This is a genomic window from Ruegeria sp. ABV3_008 (genome assembly GCF_056161185.1).
Genome location: NZ_JBSWYP010000005.1, coordinates 234,848 through 258,714 on the forward strand (window position 1 = coordinate 234,848; position 23,867 = coordinate 258,714).

General features: G+C 59.0%; 24 protein-coding genes. 16 read left to right on the forward strand and 8 right to left on the reverse strand.

Annotated elements, in window-relative coordinates:
• Positions 1 to 9: 9 nt before the first annotated feature.
• Both ACXAH8_RS11345 and ACXAH8_RS11350 read left to right on the forward strand, forming a co-directional pair.
• The gene (locus ACXAH8_RS11345) at positions 10 to 2,940 is read left to right on the forward strand and encodes a DNA translocase FtsK (RefSeq protein ID WP_475218454.1); all 2,931 of its coding nucleotides are present in this window, start codon (positions 10 to 12) and stop codon (positions 2,938 to 2,940) included.
• A 39-nt stretch (positions 2,941 to 2,979) separates the two neighbouring features.
• The gene (locus ACXAH8_RS11350; RefSeq protein WP_475218456.1) at positions 2,980 to 3,576 is read left to right on the forward strand and encodes a LolA family protein; all 597 of its coding nucleotides are present in this window, start codon (positions 2,980 to 2,982) and stop codon (positions 3,574 to 3,576) included.
• Positions 3,577 to 3,586: 10 nt separating this feature from the next.
• Here ACXAH8_RS11350 and ACXAH8_RS11355 read toward each other — a convergent pair whose 3' ends face one another.
• On the reverse strand, positions 3,587 to 4,168 hold the full coding sequence (locus ACXAH8_RS11355; RefSeq protein ID WP_170375559.1) for a transglycosylase SLT domain-containing protein: 582 nt from the start codon (positions 4,166 to 4,168) through the stop codon (positions 3,587 to 3,589).
• A 61-nt stretch (positions 4,169 to 4,229) separates the two neighbouring features.
• Positions 4,230 to 5,111 (reverse strand): AEC family transporter, encoded by an 882-nt coding sequence (locus ACXAH8_RS11360; RefSeq protein WP_475218458.1) that lies wholly within the window; start codon positions 5,109 to 5,111, stop codon positions 4,230 to 4,232.
• An 80-nt stretch (positions 5,112 to 5,191) separates the two neighbouring features.
• Here ACXAH8_RS11360 and hspQ point away from each other — a divergent pair, with 80 nt between their 5' ends.
• Positions 5,192 to 5,518 (forward strand): heat shock protein HspQ, encoded by a 327-nt coding sequence (gene hspQ / locus ACXAH8_RS11365; RefSeq protein ID WP_170375556.1) that lies wholly within the window; start codon positions 5,192 to 5,194, stop codon positions 5,516 to 5,518.
• A gap of 25 nt (positions 5,519 to 5,543) precedes the next feature.
• Here hspQ and ggt read toward each other — a convergent pair whose 3' ends face one another.
• From ggt to ACXAH8_RS11380, 3 genes are all read right to left on the reverse strand, one after another.
• Complete coding sequence (gene ggt / locus ACXAH8_RS11370; RefSeq protein WP_475218461.1) at positions 5,544 to 7,121, reverse strand: gamma-glutamyltransferase; 1,578 nt, start codon at positions 7,119 to 7,121, stop codon at positions 5,544 to 5,546.
• A 228-nt stretch (positions 7,122 to 7,349) separates the two neighbouring features.
• Positions 7,350 to 7,805 carry an ATP-binding protein gene (locus tag ACXAH8_RS11375; protein WP_475218463.1) on the reverse strand — a complete coding sequence of 152 codons (456 nt, stop codon included), beginning with the start codon at positions 7,803 to 7,805 and terminating at the stop codon, positions 7,350 to 7,352.
• Between the two features lie 14 nt (positions 7,806 to 7,819).
• Positions 7,820 to 8,158: an STAS domain-containing protein gene (locus tag ACXAH8_RS11380; protein ID WP_475218465.1), complete on the reverse strand. Its 339-nt coding sequence runs from the start codon at positions 8,156 to 8,158 to the stop codon at positions 7,820 to 7,822.
• A 100-nt stretch (positions 8,159 to 8,258) separates the two neighbouring features.
• Between ACXAH8_RS11380 and ACXAH8_RS11385 the strand changes: the two genes are divergently transcribed.
• The 11 genes from ACXAH8_RS11385 (at position 8,259) to rarD (ending at position 20,902) form a co-directional block, all read left to right on the forward strand.
• Positions 8,259 to 9,431, forward strand: coding sequence for a thiolase family protein (locus tag ACXAH8_RS11385; protein WP_475218467.1), 1,173 nt, complete (start codon positions 8,259 to 8,261; stop codon positions 9,429 to 9,431).
• Between the two features lie 77 nt (positions 9,432 to 9,508).
• Complete coding sequence (locus tag ACXAH8_RS11390; RefSeq protein WP_475218469.1) at positions 9,509 to 9,961, forward strand: GAF domain-containing protein; 453 nt, start codon at positions 9,509 to 9,511, stop codon at positions 9,959 to 9,961.
• A 142-nt stretch (positions 9,962 to 10,103) separates the two neighbouring features.
• A complete protein-coding gene (locus ACXAH8_RS11395) occupies positions 10,104 to 10,673 on the forward strand; it encodes a helix-turn-helix domain-containing protein (protein ID WP_475218471.1) in 570 nt (189 codons plus the stop codon).
• On the forward strand, positions 10,673 to 11,296 hold the full coding sequence (locus tag ACXAH8_RS11400) for a LysE family translocator (RefSeq protein ID WP_475218473.1): 624 nt from the start codon (positions 10,673 to 10,675) through the stop codon (positions 11,294 to 11,296). Before ACXAH8_RS11395 ends, ACXAH8_RS11400 begins: the two co-directional genes overlap by 1 nt.
• A gap of 4 nt (positions 11,297 to 11,300) precedes the next feature.
• A complete protein-coding gene (locus tag ACXAH8_RS11405; protein ID WP_475218475.1) occupies positions 11,301 to 11,681 on the forward strand; it encodes a GFA family protein in 381 nt (126 codons plus the stop codon).
• Between the two features lie 16 nt (positions 11,682 to 11,697).
• Complete coding sequence (locus ACXAH8_RS11410) at positions 11,698 to 14,145, forward strand: GcvT family protein (RefSeq protein ID WP_475218477.1); 2,448 nt, start codon at positions 11,698 to 11,700, stop codon at positions 14,143 to 14,145.
• A gap of 97 nt (positions 14,146 to 14,242) precedes the next feature.
• Positions 14,243 to 15,295, forward strand: coding sequence for an alcohol dehydrogenase family protein (locus ACXAH8_RS11415; RefSeq protein WP_170690658.1), 1,053 nt, complete (start codon positions 14,243 to 14,245; stop codon positions 15,293 to 15,295).
• Between the two features lie 12 nt (positions 15,296 to 15,307).
• Positions 15,308 to 16,201 (forward strand): homocysteine S-methyltransferase family protein, encoded by an 894-nt coding sequence (locus ACXAH8_RS11420; protein WP_475218479.1) that lies wholly within the window; start codon positions 15,308 to 15,310, stop codon positions 16,199 to 16,201.
• A 17-nt stretch (positions 16,202 to 16,218) separates the two neighbouring features.
• Positions 16,219 to 17,202: a GlxA family transcriptional regulator gene (locus ACXAH8_RS11425; RefSeq protein WP_475218481.1), complete on the forward strand. Its 984-nt coding sequence runs from the start codon at positions 16,219 to 16,221 to the stop codon at positions 17,200 to 17,202.
• An 89-nt stretch (positions 17,203 to 17,291) separates the two neighbouring features.
• Positions 17,292 to 19,745, forward strand: coding sequence for a GcvT family protein (locus tag ACXAH8_RS11430; protein WP_475218483.1), 2,454 nt, complete (start codon positions 17,292 to 17,294; stop codon positions 19,743 to 19,745).
• Between the two features lie 251 nt (positions 19,746 to 19,996).
• Entirely contained in the window at positions 19,997 to 20,902 is a 906-nt protein-coding gene (gene rarD / locus ACXAH8_RS11435) for an EamA family transporter RarD (RefSeq protein ID WP_475218485.1), read from the forward strand.
• On the opposite strand, the gene ACXAH8_RS11440 is transcribed toward rarD, so the two are convergent.
• Both ACXAH8_RS11440 and ACXAH8_RS11445 read right to left on the reverse strand, forming a co-directional pair.
• Positions 20,893 to 21,603, reverse strand: coding sequence for an SGNH/GDSL hydrolase family protein (locus ACXAH8_RS11440; protein ID WP_475218487.1), 711 nt, complete (start codon positions 21,601 to 21,603; stop codon positions 20,893 to 20,895). The two genes, rarD and ACXAH8_RS11440, sit on opposite strands and share 10 nt — an antisense overlap.
• Before the next feature lie 2 nt (positions 21,604 to 21,605).
• Positions 21,606 to 22,016 carry a nuclear transport factor 2 family protein gene (locus ACXAH8_RS11445; protein WP_475218489.1) on the reverse strand — a complete coding sequence of 137 codons (411 nt, stop codon included), beginning with the start codon at positions 22,014 to 22,016 and terminating at the stop codon, positions 21,606 to 21,608.
• A gap of 95 nt (positions 22,017 to 22,111) precedes the next feature.
• On the opposite strand from ACXAH8_RS11445, the gene ACXAH8_RS11450 reads away from it, so the two are divergent.
• A complete protein-coding gene (locus tag ACXAH8_RS11450) occupies positions 22,112 to 22,765 on the forward strand; it encodes an RluA family pseudouridine synthase (protein ID WP_475218492.1) in 654 nt (217 codons plus the stop codon).
• On the opposite strand, the gene ACXAH8_RS11455 is transcribed toward ACXAH8_RS11450, so the two are convergent.
• Positions 22,762 to 22,953, reverse strand: coding sequence for a hypothetical protein (locus tag ACXAH8_RS11455; protein ID WP_475218494.1), 192 nt, complete (start codon positions 22,951 to 22,953; stop codon positions 22,762 to 22,764). The genes ACXAH8_RS11450 and ACXAH8_RS11455 overlap by 4 nt on opposite strands.
• Positions 22,954 to 23,062: 109 nt before the next feature.
• On the opposite strand from ACXAH8_RS11455, the gene ACXAH8_RS11460 reads away from it, so the two are divergent.
• Positions 23,063 to 23,755 carry a helix-turn-helix transcriptional regulator gene (locus ACXAH8_RS11460; RefSeq protein ID WP_475218496.1) on the forward strand — a complete coding sequence of 231 codons (693 nt, stop codon included), beginning with the start codon at positions 23,063 to 23,065 and terminating at the stop codon, positions 23,753 to 23,755.
• Positions 23,756 to 23,867: the final 112 nt, after the last annotated feature.

Below are 23,867 nucleotides of genomic sequence, written 5' to 3' on the forward strand. Positions count from 1 at the left end.
GAGGGCAAAATGGCATCATTGAACGCGCGCAACCGCGATCCATTACTGGACAGCACGACTCAAGCCGCGATTGAGCGGCGCACGAAGGAATTGATCGGGATCGCTCTGATCCTGTTGGGGCTGGCCGCTGCGGCAATGATATGGTCCTACACGCCGGAAGATCCGAACTGGATGGTCTCGACCGATGCGCCGGTACAAAACTGGATGGGGCGGATCGGTGCCTCGATCGCTGCGCCGTTGTTCATGATCGTTGGCTGGGGCAGCTGGGGGATCGCGCTGGTTCTGATTGGTTGGGGTGTGCGTTTTGCCGGTCATTTCGGCGAAGACCGCGCCGTGGCGCGGCTGATCTTTGCGCCGATCTGGATTGCCATTGTCTCGGTTTACGCCGCCACTCTGGTTCCAGGCGAGGTTTGGCGCGCGACCCATAGCTATGGGTTGGGCGGATTGTTTGGCGACACCGTCATGGGGGCCTTGCTGACGCTTCTGCCGATCTCCTCACACTTCCTGGTCAAGCTGATGTCGCTGGCCATGGCCGTCGGAATGCTGGCGCTGGGTATTTTTGTTCTGGGCTTCACCAAAGTTGATGTTGCGCGTGGAACGCGGGCCTTCCTGTTGGGGCTGGTGATGTCCTACGACATGCTGATGAACCTGCTGGGTCGGGGTGCCTCGGCCACGGTACAGTCCGCGCGAGAGCGTCGTGAACAATGGAAAGAACACCGGGCTGCGCGGATCGAACCCGTTTTCGACGATGAGATCGCCTTTGATGACCCAATCTTCGAAGAGGCGGAGGAAGATCCCGAACCTGCCCCGAAAACCGGCCTGCTGGCCCGGATGCCTGCCCTGATCCGTCGCCCCGAGCCGCTGCCAGAGCCTGAATTGGTCGAAGCCATGCCTGTGCAGGGTTTCGATGAAATGCCGGGTGAAGATCGTATCCGCTCGAAGATTTCGGCCGCTGTGCGCAATCGTAAGGTGGCGACCGGTGAGATGGCTCCGGAACATGACCCGAACCTGCCCCTGACCAAGGGCCGCGGTCGTGGACCGGACCCGCTGATCTTCAATCCCAGAGGGGCAGATGAATTGCCGCCTGAACCGTCCATGACCGCTGGCTTGCCGCCGGAGCCTGTTCTGTCGGCTGAACCGACGTGGCAAGACACGGCGCATGACTATCAGCCCGAACCCGACTATGCACCCGAGGCAAACTACATGCCCGAGGATGACTACGCCGCGCATGATTTCGACGATGACGCGGTGTTCGAAGATACGGCGACACCTGAGCCGGTTGTGCCACAGCGCCCAGCCGTGAAGATCCCAGTGGCCGAGCCGCGCAAGCCGGTTGTTGCCCAACCCGTCCGTCGCACTCCGCCGCCGTCCCGTCGAGCACAGGCCGAAGCGCAGCCGACCCTGTCGTTCGAGGAACGGCATTCCGATTTTGAACTGCCCCCCTTGGGCCTGTTGTCCAACCCGGCCAGCATTCAGCGTCATCATCTGAGTGACGAGGCGCTGGAAGAAAACGCGCGGATGCTGGAGAACGTGCTGGACGACTACGGGGTGAAGGGTGAGATCGTCAGTGTCCGCCCCGGTCCCGTGGTCACTATGTATGAACTGGAACCGGCCCCGGGCCTCAAAGCCAGCCGTGTAATCGGTCTGGCCGACGATATAGCACGTTCGATGTCGGCGCTTTCGGCTCGTGTTTCGACCCTGCCGGGGCGCTCTGTCATTGGTATCGAACTGCCCAACGAAAACCGCGAGATCGTAGTACTGCGCGAAATCCTTGCCAGCCGTGATTTCGGCGATGGCAACCATGCACTGCCCTTGGCGTTGGGCAAGGATATCGGGGGCGAGTCCGTTGTGGCGAACCTGGCGAAAATGCCTCACCTCCTGATCGCAGGGACGACCGGATCGGGTAAGTCGGTGGCGATCAACACCATGATCCTTTCGCTTCTCTATAAGCTGTCGCCGGATGAATGCCGCCTGATCATGATCGACCCCAAGATGTTGGAACTGTCGGTTTATGACGGCATCCCGCATCTGCTGTCGCCCGTTGTGACCGACCCGAAAAAGGCGGTTGTGGCCCTGAAATGGGTCGTGGGCGAGATGGAGGATCGCTATCGCAAGATGTCCAAAATGGGTGTCCGTAACATCGCCGGCTACAACGGTCGCGTGAAGGACGCGCTGGCCAAGGGCGAGATGTTCAGCCGTACCGTCCAGACGGGCTTTGACGATGAAACCGGCGAGCCTACTTTTGAGACGGAAGAGTTTGCGCCCGAGGCGATGCCCTACATCGTCGTTATCGTAGACGAGATGGCCGACCTGATGATGGTCGCGGGCAAAGAGATCGAAGCCTGCATCCAGCGCCTGGCGCAGATGGCGCGGGCTTCGGGTATTCATCTGATCATGGCCACGCAGCGCCCCTCGGTCGACGTGATCACCGGTACGATCAAGGCGAACTTCCCGACACGGATTTCGTTCCAGGTGACATCGAAGGTCGACAGCCGCACCATCTTGGGTGAGATGGGCGCTGAACAGCTGCTAGGGCAGGGTGACATGCTGTATATGGCTGGCGGTGCCAAGATCACCCGCTGCCACGGCCCGTTTGTCTCGGACGAAGAGGTCGAAGAAATCGTCAACCACTTGAAGCAATTCGGTCCGCCCGATTACATGAGCGGTGTGGTCGATGGCCCGGCTGAGGAAAAAGCCGACAATATTGACGCCGTTCTGGGCCTAAACACCGGTGGCAACACAAATGGCGAAGATGCGCTGTATGATCAGGCGGTGGCGATTGTGATCAAGGATCGCAAATGCTCGACATCTTACATCCAGCGGAAACTTGCCATCGGCTACAACAAGGCCGCCCGTTTGGTCGAACAGATGGAGGACGAAGGCGTTGTTTCGGCGGCAAATCACGTCGGTAAGCGGGAAATCCTCGTCCCCGAGCAGTAGGATATTTAATAACAAGGGCAGAAGCCTTATCTGAGTCGTATGAAACAGATTGCTTTTGCCCTTGCTTTGACACTGGCCGCGCCTGCCGCATGGGCGGCGGACAAGCTGCCGCTGTCGGAGATCTCCAATTATCTGAACAAGATGAAAACGGTTCAGACCAGCTTTACCCAAGTGAATGATGACGGCTCGCTAAGTACGGGCAAGCTATGGATTCAGCGGCCCGGGAAGATGCGGTTCGAATATGATCCGCCCGACAGCGCGGTTGTCCTTGCGCGTTCGGGGAGTGTTCAGATCTTTGACCCGAAATCCAACCAGCCGCCCGAACAGTACCCACTGAAACGGACGCCTCTGTCACTTGTGCTGGCTCGGAACGTGAATCTGGGGCAGGCCAATATGGTCGTTGGTCACGACTTTGATGGAACTGCAACCGTTGTGACGGCACAGGACCCAAAAAACCCCGAGTCGGGGCGGATTGAGCTGATGTTCACGGACAACCCCGTCGAGCTGCGTAAATGGGTGATCCACGACAATGCAGGCTCCCAAACCACTGTTCTTTTGGGAGAGCTGACCGAGGGCGGACGCCTCGATCAGAGCTTGTTCTCAAACGGAAAGCGGGTCGGGTCCAGCGACCGCTGACCCGCCCAAGTCAATAGCGGCAGCTGGCCAGCTGAGCTTGATACAGGTTGGCCCGTGCATCGACATCGCTGGCCACATTCAACAGCCAGGATTTCTGGTTGTAGCTGCCGCGCGCATAACCCGTATGGCCTTCGTGATAGGCCAGATACTGGTTGCGCGTGTCGCCCAGGTTGATGCCATTCCGCTCGTAGGTTTTGTTCATGTACCAGCCGATGAAATCGGACGCGTCGCGAATACGATCTCGCTTGGCGCGGCGTTTGCCGGTTTCACGCTGGTATTCTTCCCACGTGCCGTCCAGGGCCTGGCTATAGCCAAAGGCGCTGCTCTGCCGACCCATCGGGATCACGCCCAGCACATAGCGGTGCGGGGTGCGCGCATCGTGACGATAGCGGCTTTCCTGATAGATCGTCGCCATCTGAACGTGAACAGGGACACCCCATTTCCGCTCGGTTTTTTTGAAGGCTTTGATGTAGTCAGGTTTCTCGCGCGCAATGCTGCACGCGTCATTTAGTCTGCTGGGTGGCTGTTTGGACCCGCCACCACAGGATGCCAAAAGCAGCACCCCTAGGAGTACGAATAGAATTCTGCTCATGTGCCTCGTGCCTTTTTTCAGGCATTCTAGCGCAGATTGAGCGCTGAGGAAATCACAATCGTTACAGAACGATAGCCAAAACACCCGGTAACGCGGCGACAGACAGCACCGTTGAGACCATAACCATGCCTGCTACGGCGTCTGCGTCGGCCTCAAACCGCTCGGCCAGCAGGTATGAAGTGACAGCGACCGGGGTACACATTTGCAAGACCAGAACACCGAATGCGATGGTTTCAAGCCCGAAGAGGATGGCAACGCCCCATCCGAGGGCAAAGCAGACCACCAGCTTGAGAAGCGACAGCCAAATGGCCTGGTGAAGACTGCGAGAGGTCAGGCGCGCGATTGCCACACCAACGGTTACAAGCATCATCGGAACAGCCATTTGCCCCAGCAAATCCAAGGTGTTGGTTAGGAACAGAGGTGTTTCCCAGTCTTGCCACAAGAACAGCGCCCCCAGCAGCGTGGCCCAGACCATGGGCTGACGGATGACCTGTCCAAAAGCGCCTTTGCCCGCGACCAGATAGATCCCGTAGGTAAAGGAAAACAGCGCGGTCACGGCCAGAAAGATCACGGCATATCCCAAACCGGCCTGACCAAATGCAAAGATGCATAGGGGAAGGCCTAAATTGCCGGTGTTTCCGAAGATCAGCGGCGAAAGGTAGGTGCGTTGCTCAAGCTTTAGCACCTTTACTATGACCCAGAACACGACCGCGAGAACCAGATTGGCCGCAATGGTGGCCAGAGTGAACCGTGACAGGTCACCACCCGGAATTTCGGTCTGCATCAAGGCCACGAAAATCAGACTGGGGACTGCCAGCGTCATCGCAAAACGCGTCACAAATTGTAGGCGGTATTCAAAGCCAAGCTTGACCCAGACAAAGCCGATTGCTGACAAAAGGAACACTGGTGCCGCAATTTCGAACACTGTCAGTAAGAGGTTCACAGACTGTTTCCCTTAATTTCACATCAATGATTGGCTTTTCTGCCCGGAAAGAGGTAGTAACCTCTTTGGGGGCTGAAACAATGCTAAAGACACATGCCAAGTACGGCCTGGGACAAGTTGTGCGACATAAGAAACATCCCTTCCGAGGGGTGATTTTTGACGTGGATCCAGAGTTTTCGAATACCGAGGAATGGTACGAAGCCATCCCCGAAGACAGTCGGCCGATCAAGGATCAGCCGTTCTATCACCTGTTGGCTGAGAACGACCAATCCTTCTATGTAGCTTATGTTTCAGAACAAAATCTGATCGAGGATCGATCGGGTGAGCCGGTTGAGCATCCCGACATCCCCAACATGTTCGGCCCATTCGAAGATGGGTCATACCCGCTGCACTTCCATCTGAACTGAGCGGGGCGACGCGTCTGCGCGTTGATCAATATCCTAACGCGCAACCGTCCTTTCTGGGGTCACTGGCCCCCTCCAAAACACCGTCTTCACGGATTCGTATGGCCTGTGCGCCACCCAGTGGAGTTTCTGGGACCTCCACAGTGTGACCCATTTCGCTTAATTGTTGAGCAACCGCTTCGGGGAACCCGCGCTCGAGCTTCAGGATGCCTCCGTCGGCGAAGGCACGGGGGGCGTTGATGGCCTCTTGCAGGTCAAAACCGAAATCCATCAGGTTTGACACGAACCGCGCATGTCCTGTGGGTTGATACGCCCCACCCATGACGCCGAAGGGCATCGTAACGCGTTCGTTCTCGGCCAGCATGCCGGGAATGATCGTGTGCATCGGGCGTTTGCCGCCACCCAGCTCATTTGGGTGCCCGGCTTGCAGGGTGAAGCCTGCGCCGCGGTTTTGCAGCAAGATGCCGTATTTCTCGGATGCGATCCCCGAGCCGAAGCTGTGGAAGATCGAATAGATCAACGACACGGCCATCTGATCGCGGTCGACGACGGTAATGTAGACGGTGTCCTTGTGGATCGCTTCGGTCAGCGGGGCGGCAGCGGGCATGGCCTGTTTTGGATCAATCAAAGCCGCGAGGTATGTGGCGATGTCTTTGTCCAAAAACCGCTCGGCCCGCGCCATATGATCGGGATCTGCGATGAAGCGGTTGCGTGCGTCATAGGCCAGTTTCGTAGCTTCGGCCTCGATGTGGACCCGTTCCGCGCCCAATGGGTTCATGCTGGCAAGGTCAAAATGCTTGAGGATATTCAGTAGCAAAATCGCCGTTGCGCCTTGGCCGTTGGGGGGGTGCTCGACCAGATCAATGCCCTGATAGGTGCCACGCATCGGTTCGGAGGGAGTGCATTGGGTCGATTGGAAATCCTCGGCGGTGTGGAGGCCCCCCAAGGCGGAAAGGGTGGCGATCATATCCTCCGCGATTTCACCTGAATAGAAGGCCTCCCGGCCATCCTTTGCGACCCGCCGCAGGACCTCCGCCTGTTTTGGCGCGCGGAAGACCTGACCTGTCTTGGGGACTTGCCCGTGGATCAGATAGTGATCCCGCGCGGCCCCTTGGAGGGTCGGTTCGCCGTTGTGCCAGTCGAAAGAAACGCGTGGAGCAACCGGCACACCCTGCTCTGCATAGTGAATGGCCGGTTGCAGAATTGCATCCAGCCCCACTCGGCCTTCGGTTTGGCTAAGATGACAGAACGCGTCGACCGCGCCCGGGATCGTAACCGCGTCAGGGCTGGTCAAAGGCACCGAGGTCAAGCCTAGTTCCCGCAGCGCGCTGGCTTGCGCAGCAGCAGGTGCCCGGCCTGAGCCATTCAACGCGCGAATCTCGGTTTCTCCCGCGCGATTGTAGAGGACAAAGCAATCGCCGCCCAAACCGGTCATCTGCGGCTCGCAAATTCCCAGCAAGACCGCCCCGGCAATGGCTGCATCCATGGCATTGCCGCCGCGTTCCAGAATGTCGACGGCGACTTTCGCTGCAAGGGGGTGCGAAGTCGCACACATCCCATTTGTGGCCAGAACTTCGGACCGGCCCGGCTTGTGTAAATCCCGCATCATCATCCCCTTACTTTGAACACCGCGAAACTATCGCGCAGGGAATGATTGTCCAGTTCTTCAATGAGGGGAGGGAGGTTCCTCGGCGCCGTTCACTGGGTGGGGGCTGTGACACTTGGCGCCGAGGGAAGCTATCTGAGCTACGGTGACATGTTTGACAGTCGTTTGGGGCGGCGTAATGGTTCGAAAAAGGCCTTATTGTGGCCATTTCGCGTCAAATCCCTCAGGTCATTCGGGTATTGGGACGTCGAACCGCAGTGACAACAGATTGCAGCCATCGCGACGCTCATACCGAATCTCGCTGGTCAGTTCGTGAATCAGATACCACCCGAAACCCCCTTCTGGCAGGTCCTGCAGGCTGGTCTCAACCGAGGCCGGTGTCCCATCCGGGGGTTTGCAGCCAGGCAGCGGACGCCCCGTATCCGATATCAGAATGTCCAGCTGGTTGTGTTCCAACCGGCAACAGACCTGCACTTTGGCGGGTTCAATGCCAGAATAGGCATGCTCGACGACGTTGTTGATTGCTTCCGCCAAGGCAATCTTTACGTCATCCGTCTTTTCGACAGGCAAGCCGTGGCGGGCCAGGCCTGCACTCAATTCCGCAATGCCAGCGCTGGCTTCCGCTTCAATCGCCGGAAAGCTTAGCTGCAGGCAGGTTTGATCACTGGACGGCGCAACGCACATCTACGTTGGCCGCATTACTCTGCTTGCGCCGACAGCGCGTCATCGAGGGAATCGAACAACCTGAAAACGGTGTCCATTCGCGTTAGGCGAAACACTTTTTCGACCACGGGTTGCAGCCCGGCCAGATCCAGCCGGCGTTCGCCACCGATTTGTTTCATCGAGGCGACGATGGCCCCCAATCCGCTTGAATCAATGAATTCCACGCCTGCCAGATCCAGAACGATGCGCGTTGCGTCGGTTTCTGTTTCGCGACGCATGTCTTCCTTGAACTGGATCGCGATGGCCGCATCTATCCGTTCCGAATGAACGGTGATGATCTGTGCCCCTTCGGTAGTTGTGCTGGTCAGCCCCATGATTGACCGCCCTTTTCAGCTGAAATTGCGTCGTAGAAATACGCTAGACGGCAAATCTTACCATTCGGTATTCAAGTTCCGGCAAGAGGAGGGATTTTCGATGAAAGACGTAGTGATCGCAGGCGCGGCCCGTACACCAATGGGAGGGTTCCAGGGCATGTTCGATGGTGTTCCCGCAACCGAACTTGGCGGAACCGCGATTCGCGCCGCCATGCAGCAGGCAGGTGCGGACACTGTCGACGAAGTCCTGATGGGCTGCGTGCTTCCAGCGGGGCAGGGGCAGGCCCCAGCGCGTCAGGCGGGGTTTGCCGCCGGGTTGGGCGAAGAGGTGCCCGCAACGACCCTCAACAAGATGTGCGGTTCGGGTATGAAGGCCGCCATGATCGCGTTTGATCAGATCGCATTGGGCCACACAGATACCATGATCGCGGGCGGGATGGAGAGTATGACAAACGCGCCTTATATGCTGCCCAAGATGCGCGGCGGTGCGCGGATCGGGCACGGGCAGGTTGTGGACCATATGTTTCTGGACGGGCTTGAAGATGCCTATGACAAAGGCCGCCTGATGGGAACGTTTGCCGAAGACTGCGCCGAGACCTATCAGTTCACCCGCGAAGCGCAGGATGAATACGCGCTGCGATCTCTCTCGAACGCGTTGGCCGCTCAGGACAGTGGCGCTTTTGATGGGGAAATTGCTGCGATCACCGTGCAAACCCGCAAAGGGGCGCTGGTGCTTGAGGCGGATGAGCAACCCAAATCCGCCAGACCCGAGAAAATCCCGACGCTGAAACCAGCCTTCCGTCAGGATGGAACGGTGACGGCGGCAAACTCCTCCTCCATTTCTGACGGAGCGGCCGCTATGGTTCTAGCCTCGGCAGACGCCGCTGAAGCGAAAGGACTAACCGTCCGCGCGCGCGTTTTGGGCCACGCCAGCCATGCACAGGCACCGGGCCTGTTCACAACCGCTCCGGTTCCTGCCGCCCAAAAGCTGCTGGAGCGTCTGGGCTGGACCAAAGACGATGTCGACCTGTGGGAGGTGAATGAGGCCTTCGCCGTGGTTCCGATGGCTTTCATGCACGAAATGGGCCTGCCGCGCGACAAGGTCAACGTCAATGGCGGAGCCTGCGCCCTGGGCCATCCAATCGGCGCATCTGGTGCCCGGATCATGGTCACCCTTCTGAACGCTCTGGAAAAACGCGGCTTGAAACGTGGGATCGCTGCGATCTGTATCGGTGGCGGAGAGGGCACGGCAATCGCCATTGAACGCGTTTGACCCTCTGCGCTTTTGCAAATACTCCGGGTCTTGGGGGCGTTGCCCCCCCCCAAGACCCGGATCGGAGCAACGCTAATATGACCGTCGACTATGACACCCTTGCCAAAACCATCGCCTCGCTGACCGAAGGCGAAACCGATCAGATCTCCTTGATGGCGACCATCGCGTGTGAGGTGCATTACGCCGATGATCGCTTTGACTGGACAGGGTTCTACCGCGTCACCGAACCGGGCCTGCTGAAGATCGGCCCGTACCAGGGTGGTCACGGCTGTCTGGTCATCCCGTTCGAGCGCGGCGTGTGCGGCGCAGCCGCGCGCACGGGTGAGGTGCAGCTGGTTCCGGATGTGGATGCCTTTCCGGGTCATATCGCCTGCGCATCTTCTACAATGTCAGAGCTTGTTTTGCCGGTGCACGATGCCTCGGGCGCCGTTATTGCTGTGTTTGACATCGACAGCGACCAGCCGGATGCTTTCACGGATGTGGACGCGTCCGAACTGACCAAAATTCTTCAGAACGTTTTCTCCGCCTAGCTGCAACCCTAACTAAATCCTTGTGTTACTTGGGTTTGGTCTCTGGTCTTATGATTTGTCGTGAAAAAATGCTTTGAAATTTCACGGAACTGAGGCATCGTGAAAAACGTAAAAGGAATTTCACGAGAATCGGAGTCTGGCTTTGAACACGCAAACCCCTCAGCGCGCGACGCTCGGAGCGGACTTGCGGGCCTTACGCAAGGCAAGAGGTTTGACGCTGACTGAAATTGCCGACCGCCTAAACCGCTCGGTCGGGTGGCTGAGTCAGGTCGAGCGGGATATGTCCGACCCTTCAATCTCGGACCTGCGTCAGATCGCGGAATGCCTGGGCGTTCCCATGTCGATGCTGTTCTCGCATTCTGCCGCTCCGGTTGAGGAGCAAGGCTATGTGGTTCGCGCCGTTTCACGACGTCCTATGGGCTCGGGTGAAGAAGGTCTGATCGAAGAACTGCTGTCGCCAGACCTGACCGATGATTTCGAGATGGTGCATTCCACGTTTGAGCCCCGATCCAAAATGCAAAAACCCGCGGACCGGCCAACGCAGGAGGTCGGATATATGATCTCGGGCCAACTGGACCTGACGATCGGTGCACGGCACTTCAAGGTCGGGCCGGGTGACAGTTTCCGCATCAAACACGAACCCTATCAATGGGCAAACCCCTATGATGAGCCCGCCGTGGCCATCTGGGTCATTGCGCCTCCGGTGTACTGATGAGCTTTGAGGCCTGGACCATTTTCGCGCTGTTCTGGGTGGTGTTCGTCACCACTCCGGGGCCGAATGCGGTCAATTGTATTTCAAACGGCATGAGCTTGCCCTTCCCGAAGGCGATGCTTGGGGTGCTTGCGATCCTGACACAGGCCAGCGCGTTTCTGATCTTGTCAGCGCTGGGTGTAACGGCCCTGATCGCAGCCTCACCTACCGCCTTCTTCTTCGCTAAACTGGTCGGGGCAGGGTTCCTGATCTGGGTGGGTATTCGCGGATGGATCAACGCGAAACGGCCAGCGCCTGCCACTGAACGCCCGGCGCGGCACGTCTATCTGCATGCGCTGACGGTGGCGACGATCAACCCGAAAAGCGTTGCTGGCTATCTGGCGGCCTTTTCGCAATTTGTGCAGCCCGACGTCCCGATCTGGCAGCAGATGGGGGTGATCATGCCGACCGCTCTGGTCATTACGACGCTCAGCTACACCGGCTTTACGCTGTTGGGCGCGCTGATGGGCAAGGCGGCGTTGGGCACTGTGTTCAATATCTGGGTCCGCCGGATCATGGCGACCTGTTTCATCATCTATGGCGTGTTGCTGGGTGCCAGCTCTGCGCCCGCAGCAAGGGGGTAGCTATATGCAGACGGGATCCTGCCTTTGCGGCAAAGTTGCGTTTACGATTGACGGAGACCTCTCGCCGCCCTCTGCCTGCCATTGCGGTCAGTGCCGCAAACAATCGGGTCATGTCTGGTCATCGACATGGACGCATCAGGACAACCTGAGCTTCACCGCCAGTGACACGCTGCGTTGGTTCCGCGCCTCAGAGACCGCCCGGCGCGGGTTCTGCAGCGAATGCGGTTCATTCCTGTTCTGGCAGCACAATGAAGAAGACACGATTTCGATCTCGATGGGGGCGCTCAGCGCACCGACGGGCCTGAAACTCTCAAAGCACATCTTTGTCGCGGACAAGGGTGACTACTACGACATCTCAGACGATCTGCCCCAGCGGGCACAGTAACAGAGGATCAAAACACATGAGTGATTTTCCAACCAAGGCCCGTGTGGTCATCATCGGTGGCGGCGTTGTCGGCTGCTCATCCTTGTATCATCTGGCGAAAAAGGGCTGGACGGACTGCGTTCTGCTGGAAAAGAACGAACTGACTGCGGGGTCTACATGGCACGCGGCGGGCAACGTGCCGACCTTCTCGACTTCGTGGGCGATCATGAACATGCAGCGCTATTCGACCGAGCTATATTCGCGTCTGGCCGAAGAGGTCGACTATCCGATGAACTACCACGTTTCGGGTTCGATCCGTTTGGCGCATAGCAAAGAGCGCATGCAGGAATTCGAACGCGCCATGTCGATGGGCCTGTACCAGGGCATTCCGATGGAGATGTGGACCCCGGAGCAGGCGAAAGAGCGCTACCCGTTCCTCGAAACCCACGATCTTGAGGGCGTGCTGTACGACCCGACCGATGGCGACATCGATCCGGCGCAGCTGACACAAGCCTTCGCCAAAGGCGCGCGTGATCTGGGCCAAAAGATCATCCGCTTCTGCCCGGCCACCGATGTAACACAGCACGATAACGGCACTTGGACCGTTCACACCGAAAAGGGCGATATCGCCTGTGATTATGTCGTCAACGCAGCCGGATACTACGCGCAGCGCGTTGGTGAGATGTTCAAACCCTATGGCGGCCGCATGGTGCCCGCCATGGTCATGAGCCACCAGTACCTGCTGACCGACGAAGTCCCCGAGGTTGAGGCGTGGTCGAAGAAAAACGGTGGCAAACTGCCTCTGCTGCGCGACGTGGATATCTCATACTACCTGCGTCAGGAAAAGAACGGCTTCAACCTTGGCCCCTACGAGCCCAACTGCAAGGGCGAGTGGATGACAGAAGACGACCCGATGCCAGAGGATTTCAGCTTCCAGCTTTGGAACGACGATCTGGACCGGATTGAGGACATCATCACGGACGCGATGGAACGGGTTCCGCTGATGGCAACCTCGGGCGTTGGTCGCGTGATTAACGGCCCGATCCCTTACGCGCCGGACGGTCTGCCGATGATCGGCCCAATGCCCGGTGTGAAAAACGCGTTTGAGGCGCACAGCTTCACCTTTGGCATCGCGCAGGGCGGCGGTGCAGGCAAGGTGCTGGCCGAATGGATCGTCGATGGCCACACCGAGTGGGATATGTGGGCCGTCGATCCGCGCCGCTACACCGACTACACCGATCAGGACTACTGCAACCAGAAGGGCATGGAGGTCTACGGCAACGAATACGCCATGCACTTCCCGCACCATGAATGGCCTGCTGCGCGCGACAAGAAGCTGTCGCCAGTCCACGCCAAGGTCAAAGAACTGGGCGGAGTCATGGGCGTCTATAACGGCTGGGAACGCGCCAACTGGTTTGCCAAGCCTGGCGACGACACCTCGCTTGAGGCCACGCATACATGGGGCCGCTCGGGCCCGTGGGAGCAGCGCATCAAGGAAGAGTGCGAAGCTGTCCGCGACAATTGCGGCGTGCTGGACCTGCCGGGCTTCTCGCGTTTCATGGTCAAAGGTGAAGGAGCGGCAGAAGCTCTGCGTGGCCTGATCACCGGTGGTCTGCCCAAGATTGGCCGCATCAACCTCGTCTACATTTCGGACGACCGTGGCCGTATCCTGACCGAGATGTCCTGTATTCGTCTGGGCGAGGATGAGTTCGTGATGATCACAGCCGCCACCGCGCAGTGGCACGACCGCGACATCCTGTTGTCCGCCATGCCGGCAAGTGTTTCGGTCGAGGACGTCACCACCACCCGCGACACGCTGATCGTGACCGGCCCGAAATCGCGTGAGATCCTCTCGGGCCTCAGCGATGCGGATCTGTCCACCGGCTGGCTGACGCATCAGTCCGCGACGGTTGCGGGCAAACCGGCCTTCCTGATCCGCGTCTCCTTTGCCGGAGAGCTGGGTTGGGAGGTTCACGCCCTCAACGAGGATATGCCAGCGATCTACGACGCTATCCTCGACGCCGGCGCAACCCCGTTCGGTATGTACGCCCTGAACTCGCTGCGGATCGAGAAAGGCTACCGCGCTTGGAAGGGTGATCTCTCGACCGACTACTCGCTGCTGGAAGGCGGGCTGGAGCGGTTCGTTAAACTGGACAAACCGCAAGACTTCCCCGGCAAGGCCGCGATCCTGAACGAAAAGCAGCAGGGCGTGAAGAAATCCTTTGTCACGCTGACAGTGGACGCAGGCAATTGCGACGCGCCTTACATGTCCTGCATCTGGCAGGGCGATCAGATCGTGGGCGAGACGACCTCGGGCGCATGGGGCTATCGTGTTGGCAAGTCTATCGCGCTGGGCATGGTCAAGACCGAGGTCGCAAACCCGGGCACAGAGCTTGAGGTTGAGATCTACGGCCAGAAGTACCGGGCTGTGGTGCAGGAAGACCAGCCGCTCTGGGATCCCGCCAACGAGCGTCTGCGCGCCTGATCCCTTTGGGGATTGCCAAATTGGCACAAAACTCCAAGCTGGGGCCCATGGCGGGCCCCAGTCTGCCTTTCACCAAAGTCCAAATCGGAAGGCTGAAATGACGATCCCTGCACATATGTCCGGCGTTTACCTCACTCATCACGGCGGGCCGGAGGCTTTGCAGTGGCGCGAGGATATTCCCGTTCCAACGCCCGGTCCCGGGCAGGTTCTGGTCCGCGTCGCAGCTGCCGGGGTCAACAACACCGATATCAATACGCGGGTCGGGTGGTACTCTTCGGACGTGACCGGGGCCACCGATGACGTCGATCAGGATATCGATGCCGGAGGGTGGGGCGGCGCGCTTCAATTCCCTCGAATTCAAGGCGGCGACCTGTGCGGCATTGTCGAAGCAGCCGGTCCGGGTTCAGGGTTTCAACCCGGTCAGCGCGTGACCTGCCCGATCAATCTGCCGCGCCCGCGACCTGGCCATCCACAGGGGTTTATTGCCTTAGGCTCTGAGATTGATGGCGCCTTTGCCCAATACTGTCTGGTCGAAGCGAATGATCTCTACGATGTCTCTGCCTCGCCATTGTCAGATACCGAGATCGCGGCCATTCCCTGCGCCTTTGGCACGGCCGAGAACCTTTTGACCCGCGCCGGGGTCACCGCTGGCCACAAGGTGCTGATCACGGGCGCTTCGGGCGGTGTCGGTCTGGCGGCGGTGCAACTGGCCCGCCTGCGCGGCGCGTCCGTCTGGGGCATAACCGGTGCCGCCAAGGCCGAGGTTGTGAAATCCCAAGGCGCGGTTGAGACCTTTGATCGCGATGCTGCGTTACCTGCAGACATGTTCGACGTCGCGATTGACGTGGTTGGAGGCCCTAAATGGGCGCGCCTCGTGCTGGCCCTGAAACCCGGCGGGCACTACGCTGTATCAGGTGCGATTGCAGGCCCGATGGTGCAGGCCGATCTGCGCGACATCTACCTGCGCGATATTACCATTCACGGCTGCACTCACCAATCGCCTGAGGTGTTTGGCCGTCTGGCTGAGCTGATGAATGCCGGTCGGATCAAGCCTTTGATTTCCCGCACCTATCCCCTAAGGGATATTGCTAAGGCACAAGAGGATTTCCAATCCAAAGCGTTGCCGGGGAAATTGGTGCTGATCCCGTAAGGAGTTTATGACATGGCCGAAATTACTCTGTTAGATGGCTCGATCGGGCAGGAGCTGGTCAATCGCAGCGGTAATCAACCGACGCCGCTCTGGTCGACGCGGGTGATGATGGATCAACCGGAATTGGTGCGCGAGGTTCATGCCGAATACTTCCGGCGCGGGGCCACAGTTGCGACAACCAACACCTATGCCGTCCACCGCTCGCGCCTTGTGCGCGAAGGGATCGAGGACCAGTTGGCGCAATTGATCCACACCGCCGTGTCTCAGGCCGATCTGGCGCGCGCAGGGAATGGCGGGCGCATTGCCGGAGCGCTCGGGCCGCTATTGGCCTCCTACAGACCCGATCTCGAGCCTGATCCGGAAGAGGCCGGACGCAAATTCGCTGAACTGGTCGCGCTCATGGGGGATGGTGTGGATCTGATTCTGATCGAAACCGTCTCTTCGGTGATGGAGGCCGAAGGCGCCCTGAGGGGCACTGCTGGCTGCGGGAAACCAGTGTGGTTGGCCCTGTCTCCGATGGATGAGGACGGAACGCGTCTGCGATCCGGTGAGCCGTTGGATCAGATTGCCCCCTTGGTCGAGCGTTACAATCCGCAAGCGGTGCTGATCAATTGCACCCGTCCCGAAGCGGTTCCAGCCGGGCTTGAGATATTGTCAGGCATGGGGCTGCCATATGGTGCATATGCCAACGGCTTCACGCATATCGCCGAGGGGTTTTTGCAAGACGCCCCCACGGTTGATAGTCTCGCACAGCGCCACGATCTCAGCCCCGAGGCCTATGCCGACCACGCGATGGCCTGGGTCGACCAAGGCGCGACAATCGTTGGCGGATGCTGCGAGATTGGCCCGGATCATATCGAGGCCCTCGCGCGTCGCCTGGAAGCAGCCGGTCATCGGATCGTCTGAACCGACAAGGGAACGGTATGTCCGAGACACCATCGCCAGCCCCCACAACGCTTCAGACCAGCCCCGTGCATTTCGACATTCTGGTGGCGCCGGGCTTTGTGCTGTTGGAACTCGCGTCTCTGGTGGATGTTCTGCGGATTTCCAATCGGGTGTCTGCAACGCCGCCGTTCACCTATACTTACCGATCCCTACGTGGTGGTCCGGTGGCCAGCAGCAGCGACGCAACGGTTCAGACCGAAACCGTGCCTACCCAACCCGCTGCCACCTATCTGTTTGTGATCGGAAACTCTAACCCGGATCACCCCGACCTGTCTTTGGGTCGGGTGGTGTCGAACTATACCTATCGCGGCGCACAGGTGTTTTTGTTGGCCGAAGCGGCAAGCCGGTATATCGACGAGCAGGGCACAGCCGATCTGGCAACCCATTGGGAAAACGCCTCATTCCTGCGTGAGCGCGGCGCTCGGTTCGAGGCGAAACTGTCCATCGCAACCGAGCGCGGCGCAGTTGTCACCTGTGCAGGTATGGGGGCCACCACCGATATCGCGCTGGTCGTGATTGGGCGGCATATCTCGGGGCCCACGCAATTGACCGTGGCGGACGTCATGCTGCATGAAAACATCCGCGATTTTTCGTCGATGCAGCCCTTCTCGGGCGCGAAAAACACCGCGACTGGGGATAAGAAGCTGGATCAGTGCATCAAGCTGATGCAGGCCAACATCGAAGACCCTTTGCCGATCCAGGATCTCGTGGACAGCCTGAATATCTCGAACCGATCGCTTGAGCGGAAGTTCAAAGCGTTCTTCGGCACCACACCTAACGGGTTCTATCGCGAAATGCGGCTTGCCAAGGCCAACAACCTATTGCTGAACACCACCATGAGCGTGCGTGAAATAGGTTTGGCCTGCGGTTTCCCGAACGGGTTCTCATCGGTTTACCGGAGTTTTTTCGGTGTGACGCCCTTTGTGATGCGCCAACAAAAGAGACAAGCCGCGCAGAGATGATTTTTGCGGATGCGATGACGTTTTTGATGGATTCCGCGCCGATTTTTCATGCCATTCAGGGACAAACCTGAACCAACGGAGTCTTCACTATGGTTGATCTTCCCAGCAAGGCCCGCGTGGTCATCATCGGCGGCGGCGTGATCGGATGCTCGGTTGCCTATCACCTGACCAAGAAGGGCTGGAAAGATGTTGTGCTGCTTGAGCGAAAGCAACTGACCAGCGGCACGACCTGGCATGCGGCCGGTCTGATCGCGCAGCTGCGCGCGACGGCGAACATGACCAAGCTGGCGAAGTACAGTCAGGAGCTCTACGGCTCGCTCGAGGAAGAAACCGGTGTTGCGACAGGTTTCAAACGCTGTGGCTCAATCACCGTCGCGCTGACCGAAGAGCGTAAGGAAGAGATCTACCGCCAGGCCGCCATGGCCCGCGCCTTTGGCGTTGAGGTCGAAGAGATCTCGAATGAACGCGTGGCCGAGCTGTATCCGCATCTCAACATCGAAGATGTCAAAGGGGCTGTGTATCTGCCGCTGGACGGGCAGGGTGACCCGGCGAATATCGCGCTTGCTCTGGCCAAAGGTGCGCGCCAGCGCGGTGGCATTGTGAAAGAGCGTGTGAAGGTCACCGATGTCGTCAAACAAGGACGCAAGGTCACCGGTGTAGACTGGGTTGCCGACGATGGCAGCGCCTCCGGCCATATCGAATGCGATATGGTGGTGAACTGCGCCGGGATGTGGGGCCACGAAGTGGGTCGCATGGCAGGCGTGAACGTTCCGTTGCATGCCTGTGAGCATTTCTACATTGTGACCGAGGGTATCGATGGCCTGACCCAGCTGCCGGTTCTGCGCGTCCCGGATGAATGCGCCTACTACAAAGAAGACGCGGGCAAAATCCTGTTGGGTGCGTTTGAACCGAAGGCCAAGCCCTGGGGCATGAATGGTATCCCCGACAGCTTTGAGTTCGATCAACTGCCCGAGGATTTCGACCACTTTGAACCCATCCTCGAAGCGGCGGTGAACCGTATGCCGATGCTGGCCGAAGCCGGTATCCACACCTTCTTCAACGGACCTGAATCGTTTACCCCCGATGATGCCTATCACCTGGGTCTTGCGCCCGAGATGGACAATGTCTGGGTCGCGGCGGGCTTTAACTCCATTGGTATCCAGTCGGCCGGTGGCGCGGGCATGGCGCTGGCCGAATGGATGGACAGCGGTGAGAAGCCGTTTGATCTGGGCGATGTCGACATAAGCCGGATGCAGCCGTTCCAAGGCAACAAGCAGTACCTGTTCGAGCGCTCGAAAGAGACTCTGGGCCTGCTCTACGCTGATCATTTCCCGTACCGTCAGAAAGCCACTGCACGCGGGGTGCGGCGAACTCCGTTTCACCACCACCTGCTTGAGCAAGGTGCGGTCATGGGGGAACTGGCCGGGTGGGAGCGGGCCAACTGGTTCGCGAATGAAGGTCAGGAACGCGAATACCAATATAGCTGGAAGCGTCAGAACTGGTTCGAAAACTCTGCCGCAGAACACCGCGCGGTGCGCGAGAATGTCGGCATGTATGACATGTCCTCCTTCGGGAAAATCCGCGTCGAAGGCCCCGACGCCGAGGCATTCATGAACTATATCGGCGGTGGCGACTACTCGGTGCCGAATGGCAAGATTGTCTACACCCAGTTCCTGAACCGCACCGGCGGGATCGAGGCCGACGTAACCGTGACCCGCCTGACCGAGACCGCCTATTTGGTCGTCACGCCAGCCGCGACCCGTCTGTCGGATCAAACATGGATGCAGCGTAATGCGGGCAACTTCAACGTGGTCATCACGGATGTGACTGCCGGCGAAGGCGTTCTGGCTATCATGGGACCGAACGCGCGCGCTTTGCTCGAAAAAGTCTCACCCAACGATTTCTCGAACGCGACCAACCCATTTGGTACCGCGCAAGAGATTGAGCTTGGCATGGGCCTCGCCCGCGCGCACCGCGTCACCTATGTGGGAGAGCTGGGTTGGGAGATCTATGTCTCTTCTGACATGGCAGGTCATGCGTTCGAGACGCTACACGAAGCCGGGCAGGATATGGGTCTAAAGCTGTGTGGTATGCACATGATGGACAGCTGCCGCATCGAAAAGGGCTTCCGCCATTTTGGGCATGACATCACCTGTGAAGACCACGTGGTTGATGCCGGGCTTGGTTTTGCCGTGAAGGTCGACAAGGGCTGCGACTTCATCGGCCGCGAAGCCGTGATCGCGCGGAAAGAGACTGGCCCCAAAAACCGCTTGGTGCAGTTCAAGTTGACCGATGCCGATCCGCTATTGTTCCACAACGAACCTATCGTGCGTGACGGTGAATATGTCGGCTATCTGAGTTCGGGCAACTACGGACACACTCTGGGTGGCGCGATCGGTCTTGGCTACGTTCCGTGTGAAGGCGAAAAAGCTGCGGATGTTCTTGCATCGAGCTACGAAATCGACGTTTGCGGTGTCAAAGTAAAGGCCGAGGCGTCTTTGAAGCCGATGTATGATCCCAAGTCCGAGCGCGTGAAAGTCTAGACCGCAGAACAGGGGACTTTCCCCCGCCGCGGCAAGCCGCGACTCCCCCGAGATATTTAGGGCCAGATGAAGCAGGGGATCCGGTCTTCATCTGGCCAAAAATATCCTGGAGCGCGACGCAGAGCCTCGCAAAATAGCGCGAGTTCGAAATCGACCCATCACAATTCGTTATGTGCGACTTCACTGTTTTCAGAGTTTTCAACCCTTCAGGAACTGCCGTAAATGGGTCCGATACTTGTCGGAGATTTCCCGTGGCGACTGCCTCCTCACCTTCACAAAATGCGGACACCCCAAAAGGGTTTGTGCTGGCGGTTTCAGCCTATGTCATGTGGGGTTTCCTGCCTCTCTATATGAAAGCGCTGAGCCATATTGGCCCGGTTGAGGTTGTGGCGCATCGGGTCATCTGGTCGGTGCCGGTGGCAGGGCTTCTTCTGGTCATTCTGGGGCGGACCCGAGACCTTAGGGCGGCGTTGGGCAATCCCAAGATGTTGGGAATGGCGGCTTTGACGGCGGGGCTGATCTCGGTGAACTGGGCGATTTACGTCTGGGCGATCTCAACCGGCCATGCGTTGGATGCGGCGCTCGGGTATTATATCAACCCTTTGTTCAGTATAGCCTTGGGCGCTGTGTTGCTGCGAGAACCTTTGACGCGCATGCAACTGGTGGCCGTCGGTTTGGCGGCTATGGGTGTTCTGGTTCTGGTGGTCGAGGCTGGGCGTCTTCCTTGGGCGGCGCTGGGTTTGATGGTGAGTTGGGGTTTTTATGCCTTCTTCAAAAGGTCTCTGCCGATTGGCCCCAATCAGGGGTTTCTGCTTGAGGTTCTGATCCTTTTGATCCCGGCGATCGCCTATGTGACCTGGCTGGCGGTTCAAGGGACTGGGCATTTCGGGGTTTTGGCCTCGGATACTGTCTTGCTGTCCTGTGCAGGCGTCGTGACGGCGGTGCCTTTGCTGGTCTATGCCAATGGGGCCAAGCTCGTCAGGCTGTCGACGATGGGCATTCTGCAATACATCGCGCCCACCATGATCTTCATAACCGCAGTCGCCGTGTTCGGAGAACAGATTGACCGGGCCCGAATGATTGCCTTCCCTCTGATCTGGGCGGCGCTTGTGGTGTATTCGATCCCGATGATCCGGCAGGCGCGGGCTCAGGCCTGAAGTAGAAGCCGCGCGGCGCTTTCAGCCCAAATCGCGTAGGTTTTGGGACTGGGGTGGTATCCATCCGGCGCCGCCAGAGCGGGATCATCCGGTAAATCCAGTGACAAGTGTCGGAGTTGCGGATGGGCGGCAACGACCTGTTGCAGACCACGATCCAGGCGCGTGGATTGTCGACCCAAAACCCAAGCCAAAGGATGGGGAAGGGACGGAAAGCGGTTCATCTGTGGCACTGCTGTCACCACAACGCGTCGCGCGCCGAGGCGTTGGGTCAATATCCTGGCCAACTGGTTTTGCCGTTCGACGAAGCGTTTGTAGGTCACGCCTCGGGTCACGTCGTTTACGCCGAGCGCTGTCACGACCGCATCGAATGTGCCATCAATCGCTTGCAACCTCTCAAGCGTGTCTCGTGTTGTGTGTCCGGTTGTTGCTTCCAACCGCCATTCGACCGAGTGATGCCGTGCCAAGTGTTTGACCAAATGGCCTGACAGCGCCTGATCCTGTGTGCCCGCGCCTACGCCGGCGGCGGAACTATCGCCCGCGATCAACAATCGCAGACGAGGCCCACGGCCCGTTCGCCCTTCGCGCGGACCAATCGGTTCCGGCAGCAACTGGGCTTTGCGGCGTACGGCCAAGCCCTGAGCCGCCAGAACCGGCAGCAGGGGCACACGCAGAATCTGATCGGCGGCAATCGGATTTGACATGATCAGCTTAGGGCGGATTTGAATTCCAGAAACCGGGGGTCGGTCATCACACGGGCCATCATCGCTTCACGCAGGGCACCAATGGTCTTGTGAGGGCGCATCACAACCTCGAAATGCTGGATCAATCCGTCGTCGTTCAGCGTGATCAGGTCCACGCCGACCGCATCCAGATCTCCGACCTTGCATTGAAACTCGAGCGCCCAGTCATTGCCGCTGCCCATGATCCGCCGGTAGCGGAAGTCGGAAAATACCTTGCCCACATGGCTCAATACGGCCGCAACCGGCGCGCGGCCGGTCCATGTGCTGTAGTAGGTGGGCGGCATGAAGCGGACGTCCTCGGCCAAAAGCTCGTGAATGAGGGCTTCGTCCCCTTTGGCGACAACCTCTTGCATACGTTCGATTGTTGGATGCATGACCTCTCCCCTTTTTGCCTCAACGGTTCACGATACGCGCGCCGCACGCAAGGACGACGTTGCGGGAAGTGGCGCTGTGGGATAGGCACGCGGGCATGAGCGAGACCTACGATCCCCCCCAGACACCGCTGGATGTGCTGCATGAAGATGCGCAACTGATTGTGGTGAACAAGCCCTCGGGCTTGTTGTCGGTGCCGGGGCGTGGTGCGCATTTGGCGGATTGCCTAATGACCCGCGTGCAGGCTGTGTTTCCGCAGGCCCTGTTGGTGCATCGGTTGGACCGGGATACCTCGGGCGTGATGGTCTTTGCGCAGACGCCCCACGCGCAACGCAATCTGAGCATGCAGTTCGAGCAGCGACAAACCCGCAAAACCTACATTGCCCGTGTTTGGGGGCGGCTGGAAGCCAAGACGGGCACGGTTGATCTACCACTGATCGTCGACTGGCCCAACCGACCGCGTCAGATGGTGTGCCAAGACACGGGCAAACAGGCCGTCACCGATTGGCGTGTTGTCAAATACGAAGGCGGTACGACGCGCGTACGGCTGTTTCCGAAAACCGGTCGCTCGCATCAGTTGCGCGTTCACATGTTGGCCTTGGGCCACCCGATTCTGGGTGACCCGTTTTACGCCGAAGGCGCAGCGCGCGATTTCCCGCGCCTCATGCTGCATTCCGAGGAGTTGCGCCTGAAAAGCCCCGAGGGGGGCGTGGCGATGAAGTTTCGCGCCAAGGCGGATTTCTCGGTTTAGGCCACGTTGGTCCACAACAATTTCAGGTTCCCGAGGGAAAACTTACGGGATCTTTTGCGGCGCGCGGGTTGTGCGCGGTGTCGATCGGCTGCAAGTTCACGCTCGATCTCATAGGCGCGAAGGGTGTGATCCTGCGACCAGCGTTCAAGTTTCAGGTGCATCAGAACATGGTTGTCCAGACTGGGCATATTGGGCCTCCGAGTTTTTGAAATCTGACCCAATCTCGCGCACCACTCCTGACACCCCCTTGTCAGGGGGATGTGCTAGGCTGTCAGCAGTTTGACAGGAGACCCCGACATGAGCCGCTCGACCCGGTTGTTCGAAATCATCCAAATGCTTAGGGCCGCAGATGCGCCTGTGACAGCCGATCAACTGGCTGAAAAGCTCGAGGTCTCCACGCGCACGGTTTACCGCGATATTGCCGAGTTACAGGCGCAGCGCACACCGATTGAGGGTGAGGCAGGCGTGGGCTATCTAATGCGGCGCGGCTATGATCTGCCACCGTTGAATTTCGACGCCGAAGAGGTTGAGGCGCTGTGGGTCGGGCTGTCGATGCTGGCGCGTACCGGAGACAGCCATCTGCAACGGGCGGCGCGGCGCATCTGTGACAAGATCGACGCGCTCCACTGTCCTGCCGATTGGCTGCAGGTCTCGACTTGGGGGGCGCCGGTTGATGATCCTGCGAAAGGATGCATCCCGGTTGCCAGCTACCGCGAAGCCATACGGGCCGAGCAGAAACTGCGCATTACCTATGTAAACGGCGCCGGCGAACGCTCTGAGCGAGTCATTCGGCCTGTGGCTCTGATCTACCACATCGAATGCACGATGCTCGCCGGATGGTGCGAGCTGCGGGGCGGGTTCCGGCATTTCCGGACGGACCGTATCTGGGCCTGTGAAGACACGGGCCAAAGTTTCCGTGGCCAAGGCAGTTCGCTCCGGGATTTGTGGAACGAGCAGGAGGGCAAAGATCCGGCCGCGCAGACCATCTGAACAAGTATGGGCGGGGATTCGCCGACTTCACCGCTTTGTTGCTTGAGCCCGCGCAACGCTGCCGTGATATACTGATCTGCAACAAGGCAAACCCGATCAACGGGTGCCCGAG